Annotated in this window: 18 protein-coding genes; 7 read left to right on the top strand and 11 right to left on the bottom strand. The window is 66.1% G+C overall.

Annotation, left to right across the window (positions count from 1 at the left end):
• Positions 1-34 precede the first annotated feature (34 nt).
• Positions 35-1,255 carry an AI-2E family transporter gene (locus ACOEQ2_RS09560; protein ID WP_419727762.1) on the top strand — a complete coding sequence of 407 codons (1,221 nt, stop codon included), beginning with the start codon at positions 35-37 and terminating at the stop codon, positions 1,253-1,255.
• Here the strand turns inward: ACOEQ2_RS09560 and ACOEQ2_RS09555 are convergent.
• Positions 1,252-2,331 carry a 2OG-Fe(II) oxygenase gene (locus ACOEQ2_RS09555; RefSeq protein ID WP_419727761.1) on the bottom strand — a complete coding sequence of 360 codons (1,080 nt, stop codon included), beginning with the start codon at positions 2,329-2,331 and terminating at the stop codon, positions 1,252-1,254. The genes ACOEQ2_RS09560 and ACOEQ2_RS09555 overlap by 4 nt on opposite strands.
• A 236-nt stretch (positions 2,332-2,567) precedes the next feature.
• Here ACOEQ2_RS09555 and ACOEQ2_RS09550 point away from each other — a divergent pair, with 236 nt between their 5' ends.
• The 3 genes from ACOEQ2_RS09550 (at position 2,568) to ACOEQ2_RS09540 (ending at position 5,700) form a co-directional block, all read left to right on the top strand.
• A complete protein-coding gene (locus tag ACOEQ2_RS09550; protein ID WP_419727760.1) occupies positions 2,568-4,070 on the top strand; it encodes an MFS transporter in 1,503 nt (500 codons plus the stop codon).
• The gene (gene pstS / locus ACOEQ2_RS09545; protein ID WP_419727759.1) at positions 4,067-5,140 is read left to right on the top strand and encodes a phosphate ABC transporter substrate-binding protein PstS; all 1,074 of its coding nucleotides are present in this window, start codon (positions 4,067-4,069) and stop codon (positions 5,138-5,140) included. The genes ACOEQ2_RS09550 and pstS overlap by 4 nt, the downstream gene beginning before the upstream one ends.
• A 95-nt stretch (positions 5,141-5,235) precedes the next feature.
• On the top strand, positions 5,236-5,700 hold the full coding sequence (locus ACOEQ2_RS09540) for a YybH family protein (RefSeq protein WP_419727758.1): 465 nt from the start codon (positions 5,236-5,238) through the stop codon (positions 5,698-5,700).
• Between the two features lie 10 nt (positions 5,701-5,710).
• Here the strand turns inward: ACOEQ2_RS09540 and ACOEQ2_RS09535 are convergent, their stop codons facing one another.
• The gene (locus tag ACOEQ2_RS09535; RefSeq protein WP_419727757.1) at positions 5,711-6,664 is read right to left on the bottom strand and encodes a 1-phosphofructokinase family hexose kinase; all 954 of its coding nucleotides are present in this window, start codon (positions 6,662-6,664) and stop codon (positions 5,711-5,713) included.
• Positions 6,665-6,939: 275 nt separating this feature from the next.
• Between ACOEQ2_RS09535 and ACOEQ2_RS09530 the strand changes: the two genes are divergently transcribed.
• Together ACOEQ2_RS09530 and prpC are read left to right on the top strand one after the other, a co-directional pair.
• A complete protein-coding gene (locus ACOEQ2_RS09530; RefSeq protein ID WP_419727756.1) occupies positions 6,940-8,439 on the top strand; it encodes an MmgE/PrpD family protein in 1,500 nt (499 codons plus the stop codon).
• Positions 8,439-9,587 (top strand): bifunctional 2-methylcitrate synthase/citrate synthase, encoded by a 1,149-nt coding sequence (gene prpC / locus ACOEQ2_RS09525; protein ID WP_419727755.1) that lies wholly within the window; start codon positions 8,439-8,441, stop codon positions 9,585-9,587. Before ACOEQ2_RS09530 ends, prpC begins: the two co-directional genes overlap by 1 nt.
• Positions 9,588-9,597: 10 nt before the next feature.
• Here the strand turns inward: prpC and ACOEQ2_RS09520 are convergent, their stop codons facing one another.
• Both ACOEQ2_RS09520 and ACOEQ2_RS09515 read right to left on the bottom strand, forming a co-directional pair.
• Positions 9,598-9,912: an SCP2 sterol-binding domain-containing protein gene (locus ACOEQ2_RS09520; protein ID WP_419727754.1), complete on the bottom strand. Its 315-nt coding sequence runs from the start codon at positions 9,910-9,912 to the stop codon at positions 9,598-9,600.
• A 96-nt stretch (positions 9,913-10,008) separates the two neighbouring features.
• The gene (locus tag ACOEQ2_RS09515; RefSeq protein ID WP_419727753.1) at positions 10,009-10,176 is read right to left on the bottom strand and encodes a hypothetical protein; all 168 of its coding nucleotides are present in this window, start codon (positions 10,174-10,176) and stop codon (positions 10,009-10,011) included.
• Between the two features lie 158 nt (positions 10,177-10,334).
• On the opposite strand from ACOEQ2_RS09515, the gene ACOEQ2_RS09510 reads away from it, so the two are divergent.
• On the top strand, positions 10,335-10,682 hold the full coding sequence (locus tag ACOEQ2_RS09510) for a hypothetical protein (RefSeq protein ID WP_419727752.1): 348 nt from the start codon (positions 10,335-10,337) through the stop codon (positions 10,680-10,682).
• 140 nt (positions 10,683-10,822) lie between these two features.
• On the opposite strand, the gene ACOEQ2_RS09505 is transcribed toward ACOEQ2_RS09510, so the two are convergent.
• The 7 genes from ACOEQ2_RS09505 to ACOEQ2_RS09475 form a co-directional block, all read right to left on the bottom strand.
• The gene (locus ACOEQ2_RS09505) at positions 10,823-11,272 is read right to left on the bottom strand and encodes a hypothetical protein (protein WP_419727751.1); all 450 of its coding nucleotides are present in this window, start codon (positions 11,270-11,272) and stop codon (positions 10,823-10,825) included.
• Between the two features lie 35 nt (positions 11,273-11,307).
• Positions 11,308-12,237: an NAD(P)H-dependent flavin oxidoreductase gene (locus tag ACOEQ2_RS09500; RefSeq protein WP_419727750.1), complete on the bottom strand. Its 930-nt coding sequence runs from the start codon at positions 12,235-12,237 to the stop codon at positions 11,308-11,310.
• The gene (locus ACOEQ2_RS09495; RefSeq protein WP_419727749.1) at positions 12,234-13,661 is read right to left on the bottom strand and encodes a protein adenylyltransferase SelO family protein; all 1,428 of its coding nucleotides are present in this window, start codon (positions 13,659-13,661) and stop codon (positions 12,234-12,236) included. Before ACOEQ2_RS09495 ends, ACOEQ2_RS09500 begins: the two co-directional genes overlap by 4 nt.
• Positions 13,662-13,710: 49 nt before the next feature.
• Positions 13,711-14,961 carry an AmpG family muropeptide MFS transporter gene (locus ACOEQ2_RS09490; protein WP_419727748.1) on the bottom strand — a complete coding sequence of 417 codons (1,251 nt, stop codon included), beginning with the start codon at positions 14,959-14,961 and terminating at the stop codon, positions 13,711-13,713.
• Positions 14,962-15,145: 184 nt separating this feature from the next.
• Positions 15,146-15,463 carry a hypothetical protein gene (locus ACOEQ2_RS09485; RefSeq protein ID WP_419727747.1) on the bottom strand — a complete coding sequence of 106 codons (318 nt, stop codon included), beginning with the start codon at positions 15,461-15,463 and terminating at the stop codon, positions 15,146-15,148.
• A gap of 285 nt (positions 15,464-15,748) precedes the next feature.
• Positions 15,749-17,575, bottom strand: coding sequence for a translational GTPase TypA (typA, locus tag ACOEQ2_RS09480; protein ID WP_419727746.1), 1,827 nt, complete (start codon positions 17,573-17,575; stop codon positions 15,749-15,751).
• Positions 17,576-17,738: 163 nt separating this feature from the next.
• Entirely contained in the window at positions 17,739-18,755 is a 1,017-nt protein-coding gene (locus tag ACOEQ2_RS09475; protein WP_419731185.1) for an adenosine kinase, read from the bottom strand.
• Positions 18,756-19,152: the final 397 nt, after the last annotated feature.

Raw genomic sequence — 19,152 nt, 5'->3', positions numbered from 1 at the left:
GTTGCACGGCCTATTGGGACGGGCGGGCAGAGTTATGGTTGGGACGATCGGCAGAGCCGACGACATCGAGTTCGAGCAAAAGCAACTGGTTGCGGCCCAGGCGGCGGTGCAGGACGCCAAGCGGAACAGCAGCCTCAACACGCTGTCGGTCTGCCTGCTGGTGCTCACCGTGCTGGCGTCGTTCTACACGCTCTATTTCACCAGCGACCTCGTGCTGCCGTTCGTCCTCGCCGGGGTGCTGAACCTGCTGCTGTCGGGGCCGATGCGCTTCCTGAACCAGCGGCTCCGGGTACCGAAGCCGCTTGCGGCACTGCTGCTGATCGTGGCGCTGTTCGGCCTGGTCGGCGCCATCGGTGCGGCGATTTCGGTGCCCGCCAGCGGCTGGATCAGCAAGGCGCCGCAGAGCCTGCCCGCGCTGCAGCAGAAGCTGTCGTTCCTGAACGGGCCGATCCACGCCGTGCAGGGCGGCATGAAGAAGCTGCAGTCGCTGATGGACCAGACCAGCGCGCAGCAACCAGGCGTCCGCACCATCGCGGTGCAGCAGTCCGGCACCAGCGGCCTGACCAGCGTCGGCTCCTCGATCCTGGTCGGCACGCGGGCGTTCCTCGGCCAGATGTTCAGCATGCTGCTGATGCTGTTCTTTCTGCTCTACGAGGGTGACAGCCTGCTGCGGCGGTTCGTCGAGATCATGCCGACCTGGGCCGACAAGCGCCGCGCGGTGCAGATCGCGTCCGAGATCGAGCGCAACGTGTCGCTGTATCTGGCCACCATCACGGTGATGAACCTGCTGGTCGGCAGCCTGAACTTCATCCAGTGCTGGCTGCTCGGCGTGCCGAACCCGCTGCTCTGGGGCGTGCTCGCGTTCCTGCTGAACTACATCCCGATCATCGGGCCGTTCACCGGGATCGTGGTGTATTTCTTCGTCGGGCTGTTCGTGTTCCCGTCGGCGCTGCACGCGCTGCTGCCGCCGGCGATCTATTTCGGCATCCATCTGATGGAAGGCGAGACCATCACGCCGCTGTTGTTGGCAAAACGCTTCACGCTGAACCCGGTGCTCGTGATGGCGTCGCTGCTGTTCTGGGACTGGCTCTGGGGCATTCCTGGTGCGTTCCTGAGCGTGCCGCTGCTGGCGGTGTTCAAGATCGTCTGTGATCACGTCGAGAGCCTGACCGCGATCGGCCACATCGTCGGCGGCCCTGAAAAGAAGAAACGCCGGCTCGGGAGCTCGCTCCCATTCAGCCGTGCGGCAAGCTAGCACCTGCCACATTGATGGTCCGGCAGGGCGACCGCGTTCAACCCCATGCGCCGGCGGGCTTCTGCCCGTTCATCGTGCAGGAAGGTCAGCAGGACGTAACGGCATCGCGACGTCACGCGGGTCGCCTCGTGGAGAAGCGAGGCGGAGAACACCAAGCCTTCGCCGGTCGCAGGCTGGTAGAGCCCGTCATCGAACTCCGGAAACCTCAGACACCCGCCTTCGTAATCGCCCGCATTGAGATTGACTGACAGCGCGAACTGCCTGAACGCCACGGCAGATCCGACATTGTCGCGATGACGGCTGAAGTGGCCGGCTCCCTCGTCGTATCGCGCGACGAGGATGCGGTCGAGATGAGCGACCTCGTGCTGAAACGCGCGGTCGATCGCGGGAATGCAGCGGTTGAAGAGGCGGTTCCTGACATCGTCGTAAAACCCGTCACCCGGCTCGAGCAGCCAGTCGCGTCGCCGCTTGCGGCGGTGATCGACGCGATCGACCAGTTGCCCGTCCGGACCCGAGGAACTGACCGGACTGTCGAATGTGGGCGCAGTCTCGAACGCCTCGATCAACGTCCGGCAGAATTCCGCCTCGAACAAGCGGGACACGAACAGGACGGGAGGAGCGGGAGGAGCCTTGCCGGCCAATGCGCAGAGACAGGCCAGCGCCGCCTCCGCGATCTGCTCCGGGTCGGCATCCAGGCCCTGCCAGCACCCCGCGACGAGGCCGCCTCGATCGATCACCACAACCAGCGGGATCGGAGTCCCAAGCCGCACGCAGGCCTCGAAGAACTGGTCCGGACAGAGCAGCGCACGGAGTGTGTCGGATGAAGCAGTCTTGTCCGCATACAGCCGTGCCATCGCCGCGAACGGTAGCAGGAGCCACGAGTCCGCACCGGTCGCGACGATCGCATCGCGGCGCGCTGCAACACTGGCGCTGGTCGCCTCCACGACAGGCGTGGATGAGCCGACGCCGATCACCAGGACGGCCGGCCGCCCCGCCTGATGGTCGCTCGAATGAAAGCTGCGATCCGGCCCGACGCCGACGCAGAAGGGCAGTCGATCGCCCGATGAAAGTGCCATGCCACGCTCCGTGACGCCCGAGCGCATTTCCGCACACACAGATGAACAGCGGGCTAACGGCAAACTGCCACCAGCTCCCCTTCAGGATGTCGCCGAACACCCCTCGAGAGCCGCGTCATCCTGCCATCAAAGCTTCACTCGTCGACCACGTTGGATTTTGGGACGTTCGTACAAGCGCCCGTCTCACCTGATGGGATGGTGATCCACGACCGGATGACGCGGCCCGGAGGCTGACAATGAGCGACGTCGTGGACGCCAAGAAGGTCGACCTGCAGGCGCCGAGAACGGTGCAGGACTACATCGACGAGCGCCCGATCTGGCCGGACGGCACCAGCCTCAACTCGGTGCCGATGACAGCCATGCAGCGGCGCATCTGGGCGTTGGCGGCGGCTGGCAAATTCTTCGAAGGCTTCGTGGTCTTCATGACCGGTGTGGCGCTGCCGCTGATCGTGCGCGAATTCCATATCGGCGCCTCGGAGAAGGGCCTGATCAGCGCCGCCAGCCTGGCGGGCATCCTGGTCGGCGCCGTCGGGCTGGGCGGGCTGTCGGACTATTTCGGCCGCAAGCGGATGTTCATCATCGAGATGATCATCTTCTGCGCCTTCCTGGCCCTGCTGATCCTGTGCGCCAATGCGACATCGCTGATCATCTGCCTGTTCGGCCTCGGCCTGGCACTCGGCTGCGACTACCCGACCGCCCACATGATCATCTCTGAAAGCATCCCCAGCACCGCGCGCGGCAAGCTGGTGCTCGGCGCATTCGCATTCCAGGCGGTCGGCGCGCTGGGTGGCACCGGCGTCGGCTGCCTGATCCTGATCTGGAAGCCGGAGCTTGATGCCTGGCGCTGGATGTATGCGACCGCGCTGTTCCCGGCGATCCTGGTCACCATCGGTCGCTTCTACGTCACCGAGAGCGCCAACTGGCTGGCGATCCGCGGCGCGCACGACAAGGCCGAGGTGGCAATCGCGCGGCTGCTGGCGCGCGCGCCGCAATATCCGCAGAACCCCCGGCTGACGCGGCCCCCGCTGGCGCATGCGGACCTGGTCCAGACCACAGCAACGAAAGCACGCCCGTCCTTCGGCGCGCTGTTCGACAGCCGCAACCTGCGCGCCACCATCTTCGCGTCGGTGCCCTGGTTCCTGCAGGATCTCGGCACCTACGGCATCGGCATCTTCACCCCCACCATCCTGGCTGCCGCACTCGGTGGTGGCGCCGACCATGTGCGCAGCCTCAGCGACCTGATCTCGGAGGGCATCCGCGCCGCGGAGGGGGCCGCGATGATCAACGTGCTGCTGATCGTCGGCATCCTCTGCGCGGTGCTGCTGGCCGACCGTGCCGGACGCATCCGGCTGCAGATCATCGGGTTCATCGGGTGCGCGGTCGGTCTGCTGCTGGCCTCGTTCTCGATCGACTTCACCGGCAGCGCCAAGGTCGAGATCATCTTCGCCGGCTTCATGCTGTTCAACTACATGACCAATCTCGGGCCCAACGCGCAGACCTACCTGCTCGCCGGCGAGGTCTTCCCGACCGCAGTGCGTGGCATGGGTGCCGGCTTCGCGGCCGCCTTCGCCAAGATCGGCGCGGTCCTGACGGCCTTCCTGTTTCCGATCCTGCTGGTGAGCATCGGCACGCGCGCGCTGCTGTATGGCCTGGTGGTCACCTCGCTGCTGGGCGCGGTCGTCACATGGCTGTACCGGATCGAGACCAATGGCGTGAACCTGGAGAGGATCGGCCAGTGAAGGCCCTCTCGAAGGCGGCCAGGCGCACCGCCGCCTGCACGACACTTGCATCGTGCCTGATGCTGGGCCTCGCGATACCGGCGCACTCCGCCCCGGTCACGCTGCAGGAGAGCGGGTCCACCCTGCTCTACCCGTTGTTCCAGAGCTGGATCGCCGCCTACGACGCCGCACATCCGGATACCGTCGTGACCGCCGCCGCCACCGGGTCGGGCAAGGGGATCTCCGAGGCCATTGCCGGCCACGTACAGATCGGCGCCTCGGACGCCTACATGTCCGACCAGGAGGCGGAACAGAACCCCGGCATCCTGAACATCCCGCTCGCCATCTCGGCGCAAACGATCAACACCAATCTGCCCGGCCTGTCGGCGCCGCTGCGGATCGACGGGCCGACGCTGGCCGGCATCTACTCGGGCCGCATCGTCAGCTGGGACGCGCCTGGTCTTGCCGCCCTCAATCCCGGCGTCGCATTGCCGCACCAGCCGATCGTGCCGATCCGACGCGCCGACGCATCCGGCGACACCTTCATCTTCACCCAGTTCCTCGATTTCTCGACCCAGCGCTGGGAGGATGGCCCCGGCTACGGCACCTCGATCGCCTGGCCCGACGTGCCCGGGGAAAAGTCCGTCGTTGGCAACACCGGCATGGTCCATGCGCTGCAATCCACTCCGTACTCGATCGGCTATGTCGGCATCAGTTCTGCCGACGCCACCGCCAAGGCCGGCCTCGGCACCGCGATCCTGAAGAACCAAGCCGGGCAGTTCGTGACGGCGACGCCTGCCACGATCGGCGCCGCCGCCTCCGAGCTCGACCCGCGCACGCCCCCCGACGAGCGCCTGAGTTTGGTCTTCGCGACGGGCTCGAACTCCTACCCGCTGATCAATTACGAATACGCGATCGTCTCGGGCAGACAGGCCGATCCGGCCACCGCAACGGCGCTGCGGGCCTTCCTGCTCTGGACGATCGCCCTGGATGGCGGCAACGCCCCGGCTGAGCTGACGCCAGTGGGCTTCGTCGCGCTTCCCGACTTCATCCGGGCGCTGAGCGAGCACCAGATCGCCAGGATCCGTTAGCGCCGGGTCAGGAAGCTGACCTGAAGCTCCAGCCGCAGCACGCGGTGCGTGTCGTGCGAGGCTCCACTCGTCTTGAACATGGAAAAGGCTGCTTCATGAAATCTGGCGTTGTCATCGCATTGGGCCTTGCCGTCTCGATGGGAAGTGCCTCGGCCGCAAGCACGACCTCTCCCGCCGAGATCATGAACGACCTCGCCCACGCGACGAACTCGGGCGATCTGCCGGCGGCCAGGGCGCTCTTCACGAGCTCTCCCACGATCGTGGACAGCTTTGCTCCGTTTTCATGGCAAGGGGCGAACGCGGTCGATAAGTGGTGGAGCAGTTTCGGCAGGTTCTCCAAGCGGCATGGAATGTCGAACATCGATGTCGAGCTGTCGGCGCCCCTCGTCTCGGAATTCGACCGAGAAAAAGACGACGCCTACGTCGTTGTCCCGGGGGTGATCACCGGCTCGATGAACGGCAGCACGTTCCGGATGACGGGTCGCAACACCGGGGTCCTGACGCTTACGCCGGCCGGCTGGCGGATCGTGGTGTGGGCCTGGACCGACGACCCCCATTAGGCCACGCGGCTCAGGGGAGCGGTATCAGGCGCCGAAGCCGCTCCACCAGCAGCCGGTCCAGGGAAGCCGTGCCCGGCATCATGACGGAAGCACCCCCCGCGGCAATCCCCCAGGCCAATGCGTCCTCCGGGGTGCGCCCCTCTGCGAGCGCCATGACCATGCCGGCCAGGAAGCTGTCGCCGGCGCCGACGGTCCCGTTCACGACGACATCGAGTGCCGGCAGCCGCAACAGGCCGTCGGCGGAGGCAAGCGTGGCGCCGTCGTCGCCGAGGGTGAGCGCGAACAGCTCGGTGCGCCCGCTCCGGACCATCTCCAGCGACGCGGCCTCCTGGTCCGCCGTGTCGGGCAGCTTGCGTCCGACGATGCTCTCGAGCTCGCTCAGGCTCGACTTGACCAGCGTGATGCAGGTTCCGCCGGTCGCCAGTGCCGCGCGTAACGGCGGCCCGGACGTGTCCAGCACGAAGCGCGTGCCACGTGCCCTGGCGGCAGACGCGAGCCAGCCATAGAACTCCTCCGGGACCCCGGGGGGCAGGCTGCCGCTGGCGATCAGCCAGGTCGCGTCCAGGGTGCGGATCGCCTCGAGCATCGCCGTCCACTCCGGCTCGCTCACCACCGGCCCCTGCGAGATGAAGCGGTACTCGTGGCCGCTCGACTCGTCGGTCATCGCGTGGCTCGTCCGGGTCCGACCGCCGATCGGCACCACGTGGCGCTCGATGCCGCGATCGGCCAGGAGTTCGTCGAGCAGCCGCCCGGTGGAACCGCCAGCCAGCAACAAGGCGCGCGTCGGGCAGCCGAGCGCCGTCAACACGCTTGTCACGTTGATGCCGCCGCCGCCCGGATCCTGTCGTTCGGAGTAGGTCCGCAGCTTGTGCGTCGGCTGCACGGTCTCTGCCCGCGCGGCGATGTCGATGGTCGGGTTCATTGTCACGGTGGCGATGAGCCCCGCGTCCTGTCGCAGCGTCACGTCCTCGAACTCCCTCCGTCCGCGGGCAGATCGGCAGCTGCCGCTCTCGATGACCGGAAGCAGACCGATGACCAGCCGCACATCCGCGGGCCTCTTGTCGTGCAGAGGCTTGGTCCTCCGCGGGCCGGCAGTCTGTAGATGATTGGCGTACATCGGCGCGCCGACCATGGCTAGGTGCCGGCCGGTGACGAAAATCGTCGCGAGCTTCCAGCCCCAGGCGAAATCTGCCACACAGCCAAGCGATGTCGCCCGCCCAAGGCTGAGGACCTGACCGCATGATCGTCCATGACGTCCGGGTACACCCGGAACGCGAGCGCCTGCCGCGCGAGGACCAATTGGCCTGGAAGATCGCTGCGGTCGCCTCCGATCCGGTCGCCGTCCAGGACGACGTTGCGGAGATGATCGTCAACCGGCTGATCGACAATGCCGCAGTGGCCATCGCCTCGGTCAATCGACACCCGGTCGTCACCGCGCGCGACCAGGCGCTGGCGCACTCGCGTCCGGGCGGGGCGACCGTGTTCGGAATGGGGCCGGACATCCGCGTGCATGCCGAATGGGCAGCCTGGGCGAACGGCACCGCGGTACGCGAGCTTGATTTCCACGACACCTTCCTGGCGGCGGAATACTCCCACCCCGGCGACAACATCCCGCCGATCCTGGCTGTGGCGCAGCAGGCGGGCGCGAGCGGCGCGGATCTGGTGCGTGGTATTGCCACCGGCTACGAGATCCAGGTCGACCTCGTGCGCGGGATCAGCCTGCACAAGCACAAGATCGACCACGTGGCGCATCTCGGACCGTCCGTGGCGGCAGGGGTCGGCACGCTGCTGGGCCTGCCGATCGAGGTCATCTACCAGTCCGTGCAGCAGGCGCTGCATGTCACCACGGCAACCCGGCAGTCCCGCAAGGGCGAGATTTCGTCATGGAAGGCGTTCGCGCCGAGCCATGCCGGCAAGCTGGCGATCGAGGCGGTGGACCGGGCGATGCGCGGCGAGGGTGCGCCGAGCCCGATCTATGAGGGCGAGGACAGCGTCATTGCCTGGATGCTCGACGGCCGGGACGCGCTGTATCACGTGCCGCTGCCGGCGATCGGCGAGCCCAAGCGCGGCATTCTCGACACCTACACCAAGGAACATTCTGCAGAGTACCAAAGCCAGGCTCTGATCGATCTCAGCTTCCGCCTCGGCCGCCGAGTGGAGAATTGGGACGATGTCGACAACATCCTGATCGAGACGTCGCACCATACGCACTACGTCATCGGCACCGGCGCGAACGATCCGCAGAAGTTCGATCCCACCGCATCGCGCGAGACGCTCGATCACTCGATCATGTACATCGTTGCCGTAGCCTTGCAGGACGGCGCCTGGCACCACGTCCGCTCGTACGCGCCGGAGCGTGCGCAACGTCCGGATACGGTCGCGTTGTGGCGGAAAATCCGCACGGTCGAGCAGCCGGCATGGACCGAGCGGTATCATTCGAACGATCCCGCGGTGAAAGCCTTCGGTGGACGGATCATCATCACGCTGAAGAACGGCCAGGTGATCGCGGACGAGCTTGCCGTCGCCAACGCCCACACGCTGGGTGCGACGCCTTGGATGCGCGCTGACTATGTCCGAAAGTTCCGGATCCTGACGGAAGGCATCCTGGAGACCACCGAGACCGAGCGCTTCCTCGATGTGGTGCAGCGCCTGCCGGAGCTTCGGCCGGAGGAGTTGCCGCTGCTGACGGTTGCGGTTCCCGACGCGATACGGGCGACGGGCGGGAAGGGGCTGTTCTGATGAGCGAGACGGCGGCGCTGAAGCCGAAGAAGTCTGTCGCACTCTCGGGAGTGATCGCCGGCAACACTGCGCTCTGCACCGTCGGACGATCAGGCAACGACCTGCATTATCGCGGGTACGACATCATCGACCTGGCGCGGACATGCGAGTTCGAGGAGATCGCGCATCTTCTGGTGCATGGCACGCTACCGAACATCGCGGAGCTCGCTGCATACAAACTGAAGCTGAAGCGGCTGCGCGGGGTGCCGGCGGTGGTGCGCACGGTGCTGGAGAGTCTTCCGGCCGCGTCGCATCCTATGGACGTGATGCGCACTGGCGTCTCGGCACTCGGCTGCGTGCTGCCGGAAAAGGACGACCACAGTCTCGCGGGTGCCCGCGACATCGCCGACCGGCTGCTGGCCTCGCTCGGGTCGATGCTCCTGGTCTGGTATCACTCCGCCTTCAACGGTGTGAGCATCGACATCGAGACCGACGACGACAGCATCGGCGGCCACTTCCTGCAATTGCTGCACGGTGAAACGCCGCGCCCGACTTGGGTCCGGGCGATGCACGCGTCGCTGGTGCTGTATGCCGAACACGAGTTCAACGCCTCGACCTTTACCGCGCGCGTTGTCGCCGGGACCGGTTCGGACATGTATTCGGCGGTTGCTGCCGGCATCGGCGCTCTGCGGGGCCCGAAGCACGGGGGCGCCAACGAAGTGGCTCTCGAAATCCAGGCGCGTTACGCCACACCGGATGAGGCAGAGGCCGACATCCGTGAGCGGGTCGGCAGGAAAGAGGTCGTGATCGGCTTCGGTCACCCGGTCTATACGATCGCCGACCCCCGCAGCGTGGTGATCAAGGAGATCGCCCACGAACTCTCAGCCGGAAATGGCTCCACAGCGAAATTCGACGTCGCTGCGCGGATCGAGACGACGATGTGGGACACCAAGAGGATGTTTCCCAATCTCGACTGGTTCTCGGCCGTGTCCTACGCGGCGATGGGCGTGCCGGCCTCCATGTTCACCCCATTGTTCGTGATCGCCCGCACTGCCGGTTGGGCCGCGCACGTGATCGAGCAGCGCCAGGACGGCAAGATCATCCGACCTACCGCCAATTACACCGGGCCGGAGAACCTCGACTTCGTTCCGATCGTCGATCGGGCGTGACCTAGCAGGTCTACTTCTCGCCGAGCAGCGAGCTCAGCTTGAGGGCGACGCCCTGGCTGCCCTCGATCCTGAGTTGGCCGAGGGTGTAAGCCCACATCGCGTTCAGCGTGCCATCCAACAGCTTGCGCATGTTGTCCGCCGACAGCTTGATGACGGTGTCGGCCTCGGCGTCCTGGTCGGCTTCCACGACCGAGACGTCCGGCTCGGTGGCGTCTATCAGGATCGAGCCGGCATCCTTGAGGTCGATCCGCACACGATAACCGAGCGTCGACAACAACTCGCGCCGCTCTGTGAGAGCCTCGATGATCTCGGCAGTCTCGGACATGGTGTTCTCCGATAATGAGGCCGTCAGCATGGTCGGCTGAGTAACGGAAAAGCGTCCGCAGCGCCGCCAATCCGTGCCCTGTCCGCCAGGCCTACGCTACTCGATGACGTCGCCGATGTCGCCTCCGCACGGAAAGCAGCTCCCGCCGCTGTCGATCGGTAATTTCCGGATGGCATTGTCGAGATCGGCATGATGGAGCGGCGTCGCCGTCCGCCAGTCTGTCTCGTCGTTCAGCGCATGCTTCTTCTCGGGGCGATTCGGCACGTCCCGCAGATGCCTTCGTCGATCGCGGTTTCGACAAGTCTCTCCTCGCTCGAGTCGGGCAATCGGGTGGACCCTTCGCAGAGTGACCCGGCTGTACTGCCCTGTTTCGGCACGCCGTTCAGGCGCTACTCATCAGCGAGCTCTCGCTCGACCCGGCGATGCTGATCGCCAACTTCCGGATGCCGATCCTGATCCTGCAGGGCAAGCGTGACGTTCAGGTCGATCCATCTGATGCGCGTCGGCTCGCGGACGCCGACCGAACGGCGAAACTAGGTCTTTTCACCGACGTGAACCATGCCCTGAAGTCGGTGCCGTCAAAGGCTCTTGCCGACAACCTTTCGACCTATGGCGACCCTGACCTTCCTCTTCTGCCAGCCGTGGTCGATCAAGTTGCCTCGTTCATCCTCAGCAACAGCCCGACGCTAGGCTCCGGATTAGAGGTTCCCGCCGGGCTTGGTGCCGGTCACGGCGGCGACGAGAATGAATACCGCGACAAGCGCCAATAATATACCGAGGCGGTATCGGATGCCCGGGATCATCGACACGACCAAGACGGCCACCGTGAACGCCACCGTGACCGCCCAAGCCTGCCAGGTTATGGGTGTCCATCCCCAGCCGACTGTCTTCGGCCCGAACCATGGACTTCTCACGAGCATGACGCCATGCGCCGAGGATGGTCGGAGGTTTTCGAAGACATCAACCCACCTCCGACATGCCCAGCCCCGACGGTTTTCCAAGCGTAGCGTGTGAGGGCCTCAATCGCTACCGGCGCCTTGCCCTCAACCAGGGGGACCACGCCAGTGTTGCTCAGCGCCGGGACCAGCGCTGTGATCTGGGTCCGGATCATCTGGCGGGCTGAATGAACCGCAATCCCGGAGTCGCTCGTCGAGTTGGCGGGACGCTGGGCTCGCTCGGCGTTCTGCATCAGGCGCGGGTCTAAGAGCGCCAGCTTTCCAAATGCAGACGCAACAAGATCCGTGCCCTTCGCGGCGTCGTCATCGTCATCGTCGGCCAGACGGGCGGGAGACACCCCGTCTTTACGAACAACGGCGCAACCGAAGGCAGCGACCGGGATGGCGGTGAAAACCGTTGCCACGACAAATACGAAGGCGAGTAGCGCGACGTAGCCGGTCAGAGGCCCGCCCTTGCCTGCGCGTATCCGTCAGCAAGACGTGCAACAATCTCTGCCGCGGGGCGAATCGCGTCGATGGCGCCGATTCCCTGGCCGCTCCCCCAGACGTCGCGCCACGCCTTGGCCGACGTCTCAAGGCTCAGCGTGGCTGGCTTGGCACGAGCAATCGCCTCTGGGTCGAGGCCAGCCCGTGTTATCGAGCCGCGCAGGTAGTTGCCGTGCACGCCGGTGAACATGTCGGTATAGACGATGTCAGCCGCCTCCGAGTTTATCACCATCTGCTTGTAGTCGGGTACCGCGTTGGCCTCCTCGCTGGCAATGAACGCCGACCCGACATAGGCAAGGTTGGCGCCAAGAACGATTGCCGCCAACACTGCGCGGCCGGTGGCGATGGCACCCGACAACACAATCGGGCCGTCGAACCAGGCTCGCGTCTCCGCCAGAAGTGCGAACGGTGATTGCACACCGGCATGGCCGCCGGCACCCGCCGCCACCAGGATCAACCCATCGGCGCCCTTCTCGATCGCCTTGTGTGCATGCAGTTGATTGGTCACGTCGTGCATGACGATGCCGCCATAACTATGCACCGCGTCGTTGACGTGAGGCTGCGCGCCGAGTGAGGTGATGACGATCGGGACCCGGTGTCGCACGCAGGTTTCGACATCGGCCGCGAGGCGGCTGTTCGAGCGGTGCACGATCTGGTTGACGGCGAACGGTGCAGCCATGTCGTCCTGGCCGAGCGCGTCCTCGATGCGCGACAGCCAATCATGCAGCGCGGCGTGAGTGCCACGGGCGTTCAGCGCCGGGAACGCGCCGATGATCCCGCTGCGGCATTGCGCGATCACCAGTGCCTCCGACGAGACCATGAACAGAGGCGCGCCCATCACCGGCACGCGAAGGCGGGCGACGATGTCGTCGAAGCTCGTCATGGATCGAGACCGGAGTAGGCCTCTGCCATCCGCTCGATCGCCGCGAGCTTGCTCCGGAACGGTGACCAGTCATCGCTTGCGGCGATCGGCGCCCAGATTGCCTCCATCTCATCGATGAGCATGCCGCAGGGGGTCGGATCGGCGAAATAGGCATGATCGAGACGGAGCCCGGGCATCGCGTCATACCCACTGATCGTCGCGCGCAGAGCGGCGAACCCCTCGCTGGCGTAAGAGCTGGCCGACGGGCTGGCAGCCGCCCGGTCCGATGAGCATGACCCACCATACCAGTCGAAGAAGAACTGTTCGAACGGCACCTGGCTCTCGCGCAGGAATGCCCATACCTGGCTTGCAAACATTGTATCGGCGTCTTGCCCGCCCGACCGCAGTCCCAGCCGACGCAGCAGCGACGTCGATTGTTCCACGTGAAACATTTCGCCGAAGCGTTGCAGCACCGCCTCCAGCGCTGCCTGGTTGGCGAGCGGTAACAGGCACTCGGCCAACCGGATCAGGTTCCACAGCAGCGTGTCCGGTTGACGCCCGTAGGCGTAAAGCTTTCCGGTGTCGAAATAGGCCGCGGTGAAATCGGGCTGGTAGGTCGGCAGGAAACGCCACGGACCGTAATCGAAGCTCTCGCCGGTCACGTTGATGTTGTCGGTGTTCAGCACGCCGTGCACGAACCCGGCGAGCATCCATTGCGCGCCGACCTGTGCCACCCTGCCACACACGCTCTCCAGAAACGCCAGTGCGCGGTCACTCTCGGTCTCGCGCCACACCTCCGGCATGTAGGTCCGGATGGTGTAGTCGAGCAGGCGGCTGATGTTGTCGGTGTCCTGCTGGTAGGCCAGGCGCTGGAAGCTGCCGATGCGGATGTGTGAGTGGCTCAGACGCACCAGAACGGCCGAGCGCGTCGGTGAAGGCTCATCGCCGCGGCTCAGCGCCTCGCCGGTCTCGATCAGCGAGAACGACTTCGACGTCTCGACGCCGAGTGCCTCCAGCATGCTCGTTGCAAGCACCTCGCGCACACCGCCTTTCAGTGAGAGCCTGCCGTCACCACCGCGCGACCAGGGCGTCCTGCCGCTGCCCTTGGTGGCGAAATCCAGCAGCCGCCCGTCGATGAGGTCGTGTCCCTGGGCAAACAGGAAGCCGCGCCCGTCGCCGAGCTCAGGGTTGTAGTTCCGGAATTGGTGACCGTGATAACGCAGCGCGAGCGGCTGAGAGAAAGAGCCCGGCAGCGGCTCGAAGCGGCCGAAATGATCGATCCACCGTGTGTCGCTCAGCGTGTCGAGCCCGACCCGGGCGGCCTGGTGCTGGTTGCGGTAGCGCACGATGTGCTCGGGAAAGGCCGCCGGCTGCACCAGGTCGAAGAACTGGTCTCCGAGCCAGGCATGCGCGGTGGAAGGCTTGAAGAGTGGCGTTGCTGTCATTGTCCCGTCCGGCTCGGCATCGCGTGGCATCCATATGGGACGGAACGCGTCACGCGGCGATTATGTGGGCCCGCTTCGACGGCAGGCCGCCCGGATGACGCCGAAGCAGCAGCACCATGATCAGGATGCCTGGCAGGCAGGCGCCCACGGTCAGCAGGTAGAAAGACGTCCAACCCACCCCCTGCGCGAGGAAGCCGGTGGTGCCGCCCAACGTGCGCCAGGCCACCGGTGCCAGCGACGACAGCAGCGCGTATTGCGTCGCCGTGTATTCCAGTGAGCACAGCCGCGACAGATAGGTGGCGAAGGTGGTGGCGGCCAGCACCTCGGCGAACCCCTCCAAAGTCACCTTGGCGAACAGCATCGCGAAAACCGGGCCGGATCGCACCAGGGCCACATACAGCAGGATCGAGCACATCTGCACGACGGCGCACAGGATCAACGACCGGCCAATGCCGATGCGTGCCACCAGCACCCCGCTCGCTGCCGCACCGGCGAGTGCTGCGCATAGCGAAGGGATCCCGTTCGCGGCGGCGACCGCGGTGGGAGCAAACCCCAAAGCACGGTAGAGCGGGTACGCCATGGTGTCGGCGAGTTGGGTTCCGAGATTGAACACCAGCACGAAGGCAATGACCATCCAGGCATCCGGACGCCCGAGCAGATCGCGGAACGGCTCGAGCACGCGGGCTCTCAGCGCATGCCGCCAGCCCGACCCGGTCGCACCATGGGCGGGGACCAACGCCGGCTCGGGCGCGATCAGGGCCAGGAAGGGTCCGATCAGACTGAGCGCTGCCATGGCGAGAAGCGACAAGTGCCACCCGATCTTGGCAGCAAGCCAGATCGCTCCGGCACCGGAGCACAGCATGGCAATCCGGTAGCCCCAGGTGTAGGCGCCGAGTGCCGCCGCTTGCAGACGACCGGGAAAGGTCTCGATGCGCCAGGCATCGATGACGATGTCCTGGCTGGCGGAAAAGAACGCCAGCGCGACGGCAGCACAGACCAGCGGCCACAAGGCGCGCGCCGGCTGGCAGTCCGCCATCAGCACAATCGCCAGAGTGAGCAGAGCCTGGATCGGCAGGATCCAGCCTCTGCGCCGACCAAGGCGTGTCAACGGTGTCGGCGGCATGCGGTCGAGCAGCGGCGCCCACAGGAATTTCAGCAGGTAGGGCAGCCCGATCAGGGCGGCGGCACCGATTGCTCTGAGCGAGATGTGGCTCTCGCTGAGCCATTGCTGCAGCGTGAAGAAGGTGAGGAAAAGCGGCAGCCCGGAGGCGAAACCGAAGCCGCCCATCAGCGCGATCATGCGCCGAGTTGGCGGATCCAGCTCGCTGGGCGCGACAACTCCAGGAGTGTCGGATGATGCGGTCAAGAGGCGGCCGCTCAAGCCGATCCCATAGCCAGGGGAGCGGGAGCCGGTTGGAACCGGTTCCGCGCACCCCTGTCACGCATGGAGGCGGATAAGCCCGTGGTCAGGAACCAAAGGCAGGTTATTGCGGAGCCGGAGCTGCCTCGGTCGAGGCTGCCGCCTTCTTGTGGTGCTTCGTGGTGGTCTTCTTGTGGTGCTTGGTCGTCTTCTTCGGCGCCATGCTGCTGTCGCTGGATGCGGCGGGTGCCGTGGTCGCCGGTGCGGACATCGCCGGCGCTGCGGTGTCCGGAGCGGGAGCGGTCGGGGCCGGGGCGGCCATCGGTGCCGCGGGGGTGGTGGTGGCGGGTGCCGCCATCGTGTTCTGAGCGAATGCCGGTGCCGCAGCGCCCAGAAGGGCTGCGGTCGACAGGGCGGCGAGGAACCGGGTCGTGAAGGTCATGGATGTCTCCGCGGAGTGGGACAGGCGTTGCTGCAACGCCGACCCCAACGAGGGAACGGCTGCGCAAACACCCCATAACATGGCACCCCAGGCACGTCGCGGGTCAAGTTCGGTATGGCACCGAAGTTTCTTACGCAGTGGCCTGAAATACAACACAAACCGGGCATGGACCGATAACAAATCATGTCGGTTTTGTGGCACCGCGTGGCGGGCTTAGCAGCCGCGCCACGCGGCGTCCGGTTAGGCTATTGAAACGCAACGAACTCCTGATCGGCAGGCAGACGATCAGGCCGCGCTGTCGCCCTTCTTTTCCGCCCGCTTGCGCTGGTTCGGATCGAGGTAGCGCTTGCGGATGCGGATTGCCGACGGAGTCACCTCCACCAGTTCGTCATCCTCGATATAGGCGATTGCCTGCTCCAGGCTCATCCGGCGCGGCGGAACCAGCAGCATCGCGTCATCCTTGCCGGCGGCGCGGATGTTGGTGAGCTTCTTTTCCTTGATCGGGTTGATCTCGAGATCCGACCCGCGGGAATGCTCGCCGAGGATCATGCCGACATAGACCTTCTCGCCCGGATCGACGAACAGCACGCCGCGCTCCTGCAGGTACCACAGCGCGTACTGCACCGCGGCGCCATCCTCGGAACTGATCAGCGAGCCCTTGGTGCGGCCCTCGATCGTGCCGGCCCAGGGCTGATAGCCGGCAAACAGCCGGTTCATGATGCCGGTGCCGCGGGTATCGGTCAGGAACTCGCCGTGATAGCCGATCAGGCCGCGCGACGGGATGATGAAGGTCAGACGCACCTTGCCGCCGCCGGACGGCCGCATATCCTGCATCTGGCCCTTCCGGATGCTCATCTTCTCGACGACGATGCCGGAGAACGCCTCGTCCACGTCGACCAGCACCTCCTCGAAGGGCTCCTCGCGGTCGCCGGTCTCCTCGTTCTGCCGCGTCAGCACGCGCGGGCGACCGATGGTGAGCTCGAAGCCCTCGCGACGCATCTGCTCGATCAGCACGCCGAGCTGCAATTCGCCACGCCCGGCGACCTCGAACGCCTCGCTCTCCGGGCTCTCGGACACGCGGATGGCGACGTTGCCCTCGACCTCCTTGAACAGCCGGTCGCGGATCTGCCGCGACGTGACTTTCTTGCCCTCGCGACCACCGAGCGGGCCGTCATTCAAGCGGAAGGTCATCGACAGGGTCGGCGGATCGACCGGGATCGCGGGCAGCGCTGCGGTGACTTCCGGCGACGCGATGGTCTCCGGGATGGTCGCCTCGGACAGCCCCGCCACGGCCACGATGTCACCGGCCTCGACCTCATCGGCCGGCACCCGCTCCAGGCCGCGGAACGACAGCAGCTTGGTCAGGCGGCCGGTCTCGACCACGGTGCCGTCGGCGCGCAGCACGCGCACCGGCATGTTGGTGCGGGCGCGGCCCTGCTCGACGCGACCGGTCAGCACGCGGCCCAGGAACGGGTCGGCCTCGAGAATCGACGCGACCATCGCGAACGGCGCGTCCTTGTCCAGGTTCGGCGGCTTCACGTGGCTCAGCACCAGGTCATAGAGCGGCGCCAGGTCCTTTTTCGGGCCGTTCAGCTCGATATCGGCCCAGCCCTGGCGGCCCGACGCGAACAGCATCGGGAAATCGAGCTGCTCGTCATTGGCGCCGAGGGCCGCGAACAGGTCGAACATCTCGGTATGGACCTCGTCCGGACGCGCGTCCTGGCGGTCGACCTTGTTCACCACGACGATCGGCTTGATGCCGCGCGCCAGGGCCTTCGTCAGCACGAACTTGGTCTGCGGCAGCGCGCCCTCGGCCGCGTCCACCAGCACGATCGCGCCGTCCACCATGTTCAGGATACGCTCGACCTCGCCGCCGAAATCGGCGTGGCCCGGCGTGTCGATGATGTTGATGCGGGTGTTCTTCCAGACCACGCTGGTGCACTTCGCCAGGATGGTGATGCCGCGCTCGCGCTCCAGGTCGTTCCGGTCCATCGCCCGCTCGGCCACCACCTGGTTCTCGCGGAACGAGCCGGACTGTCGCAACAGCTGGTCGACCAATGTGGTCTTGCCATGGTCGACGTGGGCGATGATGGCGATGTTGCGGATGTCCATTGGCTGACCTGCTGGCTCTGGGCGGCGCGGAAGATGCGCGAACGGAGCCGCCGCCGGAATGGCGGTGGCTGACGCGGGCCCGCTTTGGCCCCGAACAGTTATGATTTGGGGCTAGATAATGCTGCGCCGCGGCGTTTGCACGCCTAAAATGTGCTTGGGGGCCTCAGGCGAGACCTGCGTTCGCCACAAGGGCAAGCAGATCGGCCTCCGGACGGGCCCCGAAATGCGAGATCACCTCCGATGCGGCGATGCTTGCGATATGGCCGCACTCCGGGATCGAACGGCCCTGCGCCAGGCCCGACAGGAACCCCGCAGCGTAGGCATCTCCGGCGCCGGTGCTGTCGACGACGTGGGCCGGCACCGGCGCGATATCGGTCCGTACGCCCTGCCGGAACGCTACGCTGCCATGCTCCGAACGCGTCAACACGGCCAGCTCGACGTCGCGGCCGATCCGTTCCGCCGCCTGCTCGAAGCTGTCGGCCTGGTAGAGCGAAACAATCTCGTCCTCGTTGGCGAACAGGATGTCGACATGACCGGCGGCCAGCGCCAGGAAGGCAGCGCGGTGCCGATCCACGCAGAACGGGTCCGACAGCGAGAGCGCCACCGTGCGCCCGGCGTCATGCGCCAGGGTCGCCGCGCGCCGGAACGCTTCCTGCGCTGCCGGAGGGTCGAACAGGTAGCCCTCCAGGTAGGTGATCCGGGCGTCACGGACGGTGGCCTCGTCGACGTCGTCCGGTCCGAACGCAGTGCAGGCGCCGAGATAGGTGTTCATCGTGCGCTGCCCGTCCGGCGTCACCAGGATCAGGCAACGGGCGGTGGTGCGACCCGCGGCGCGCTCCGGACCAAGCGGCGCCGTCGGGTAATGGATGCCGGCAGCGACCAGGTCGGTGGCGAAGGCCTGGCCGAGCGTGTCGGCGGCAACGGTGCCGAGATAGGCGGTGCGGGCGCCGAGCAGCGACGCCACGACGCAGGTGTTGGCTGCCGAGCCGCCACCGGTCTGCTGGCGGTCCCGAAGCATCGCGGTGAGCTCGTCAGCGCGCGCCGTATCGATCAGCGTCATGCTGCCCGGGATCATGCCCTGCGCCTCGGGAAGTCCGGCCGGCACCGCCGCCAGAACGTCGACGATGGCGTTGCCGATGCCGAGCAGGTCGAAGCGCGCCGCACGCGTGAGATTGGTCAGGCTCAAGATCGGGCGCTCCTTCATGCCTCACCGGCGGCGTCCGCTATCATTCCCGATGATTTGCCGCAAACACTGGCTGTGCCGCCAGGATCGGCTGATCGAAACACGGTTCCGTCAGCGTTGACCCTTGTCGGTCCACGCTGCCTGCGTGTAAGGCGAAGGCCGGTCTCTCGCTCGCGCGTGAGGCTCCCGCTGGGCGGCAGCGCCGTTCAGACCCGAGACATCGACGAGAGCAGCGGGGATCCAGTGTTCAGACGACGCAAACCAGAAGAGGCCGGCGAAGTCCCGCGGGTTCCGCCCGGCCCCGAAATGTCCAGCAAGCCCGCCCAGCCGGCCGAGCAGACCGCCGGACCCGTCGCTGGGCCAGCCTCGGGTGCAGTTCCGGCAACGCCCACCG

It is taken from the genome of Lichenicola sp. (genome assembly GCF_965198575.1).
Lineage (GTDB): Bacteria > Pseudomonadota > Alphaproteobacteria > Acetobacterales > Acetobacteraceae > Lichenicola.
This window is presented reverse-complemented; position numbering and strand designations above follow the sequence as displayed.

What these genes read in the sequence shown, in the direction of transcription:
- ACOEQ2_RS09560 (WP_419727762.1), top strand. Translation starts at nt 35, where the DNA reads ATGGTTGGGACGATCGGCAGAGCCGACGACATCGAGTTCGAGCAAAAG.
- ACOEQ2_RS09555 (WP_419727761.1), bottom strand. Translation starts at nt 2,331, where the DNA reads ATGGCACTTTCATCGGGCGATCGACTGCCCTTCTGCGTCGGCGTCGGG.
- ACOEQ2_RS09550 (WP_419727760.1), top strand. Translation starts at nt 2,568, where the DNA reads ATGAGCGACGTCGTGGACGCCAAGAAGGTCGACCTGCAGGCGCCGAGA.
- ACOEQ2_RS09540 (WP_419727758.1), top strand. Translation starts at nt 5,236, where the DNA reads ATGAAATCTGGCGTTGTCATCGCATTGGGCCTTGCCGTCTCGATGGGA.
- ACOEQ2_RS09530 (WP_419727756.1), top strand. Translation starts at nt 6,940, where the DNA reads ATGATCGTCCATGACGTCCGGGTACACCCGGAACGCGAGCGCCTGCCG.
- prpC (WP_419727755.1), top strand. Translation starts at nt 8,439, where the DNA reads ATGAGCGAGACGGCGGCGCTGAAGCCGAAGAAGTCTGTCGCACTCTCG.
- ACOEQ2_RS09520 (WP_419727754.1), bottom strand. Translation starts at nt 9,912, where the DNA reads ATGTCCGAGACTGCCGAGATCATCGAGGCTCTCACAGAGCGGCGCGAG.
- ACOEQ2_RS09510 (WP_419727752.1), top strand. Translation starts at nt 10,335, where the DNA reads ATGCTGATCGCCAACTTCCGGATGCCGATCCTGATCCTGCAGGGCAAG.
- ACOEQ2_RS09500 (WP_419727750.1), bottom strand. Translation starts at nt 12,237, where the DNA reads ATGACGAGCTTCGACGACATCGTCGCCCGCCTTCGCGTGCCGGTGATG.
- ACOEQ2_RS09495 (WP_419727749.1), bottom strand. Translation starts at nt 13,661, where the DNA reads ATGACAGCAACGCCACTCTTCAAGCCTTCCACCGCGCATGCCTGGCTC.
- ACOEQ2_RS09490 (WP_419727748.1), bottom strand. Translation starts at nt 14,961, where the DNA reads ATGATCGCGCTGATGGGCGGCTTCGGTTTCGCCTCCGGGCTGCCGCTT.
- ACOEQ2_RS09485 (WP_419727747.1), bottom strand. Translation starts at nt 15,463, where the DNA reads ATGACCTTCACGACCCGGTTCCTCGCCGCCCTGTCGACCGCAGCCCTT.
- typA (WP_419727746.1), bottom strand. Translation starts at nt 17,575, where the DNA reads ATGGACATCCGCAACATCGCCATCATCGCCCACGTCGACCATGGCAAG.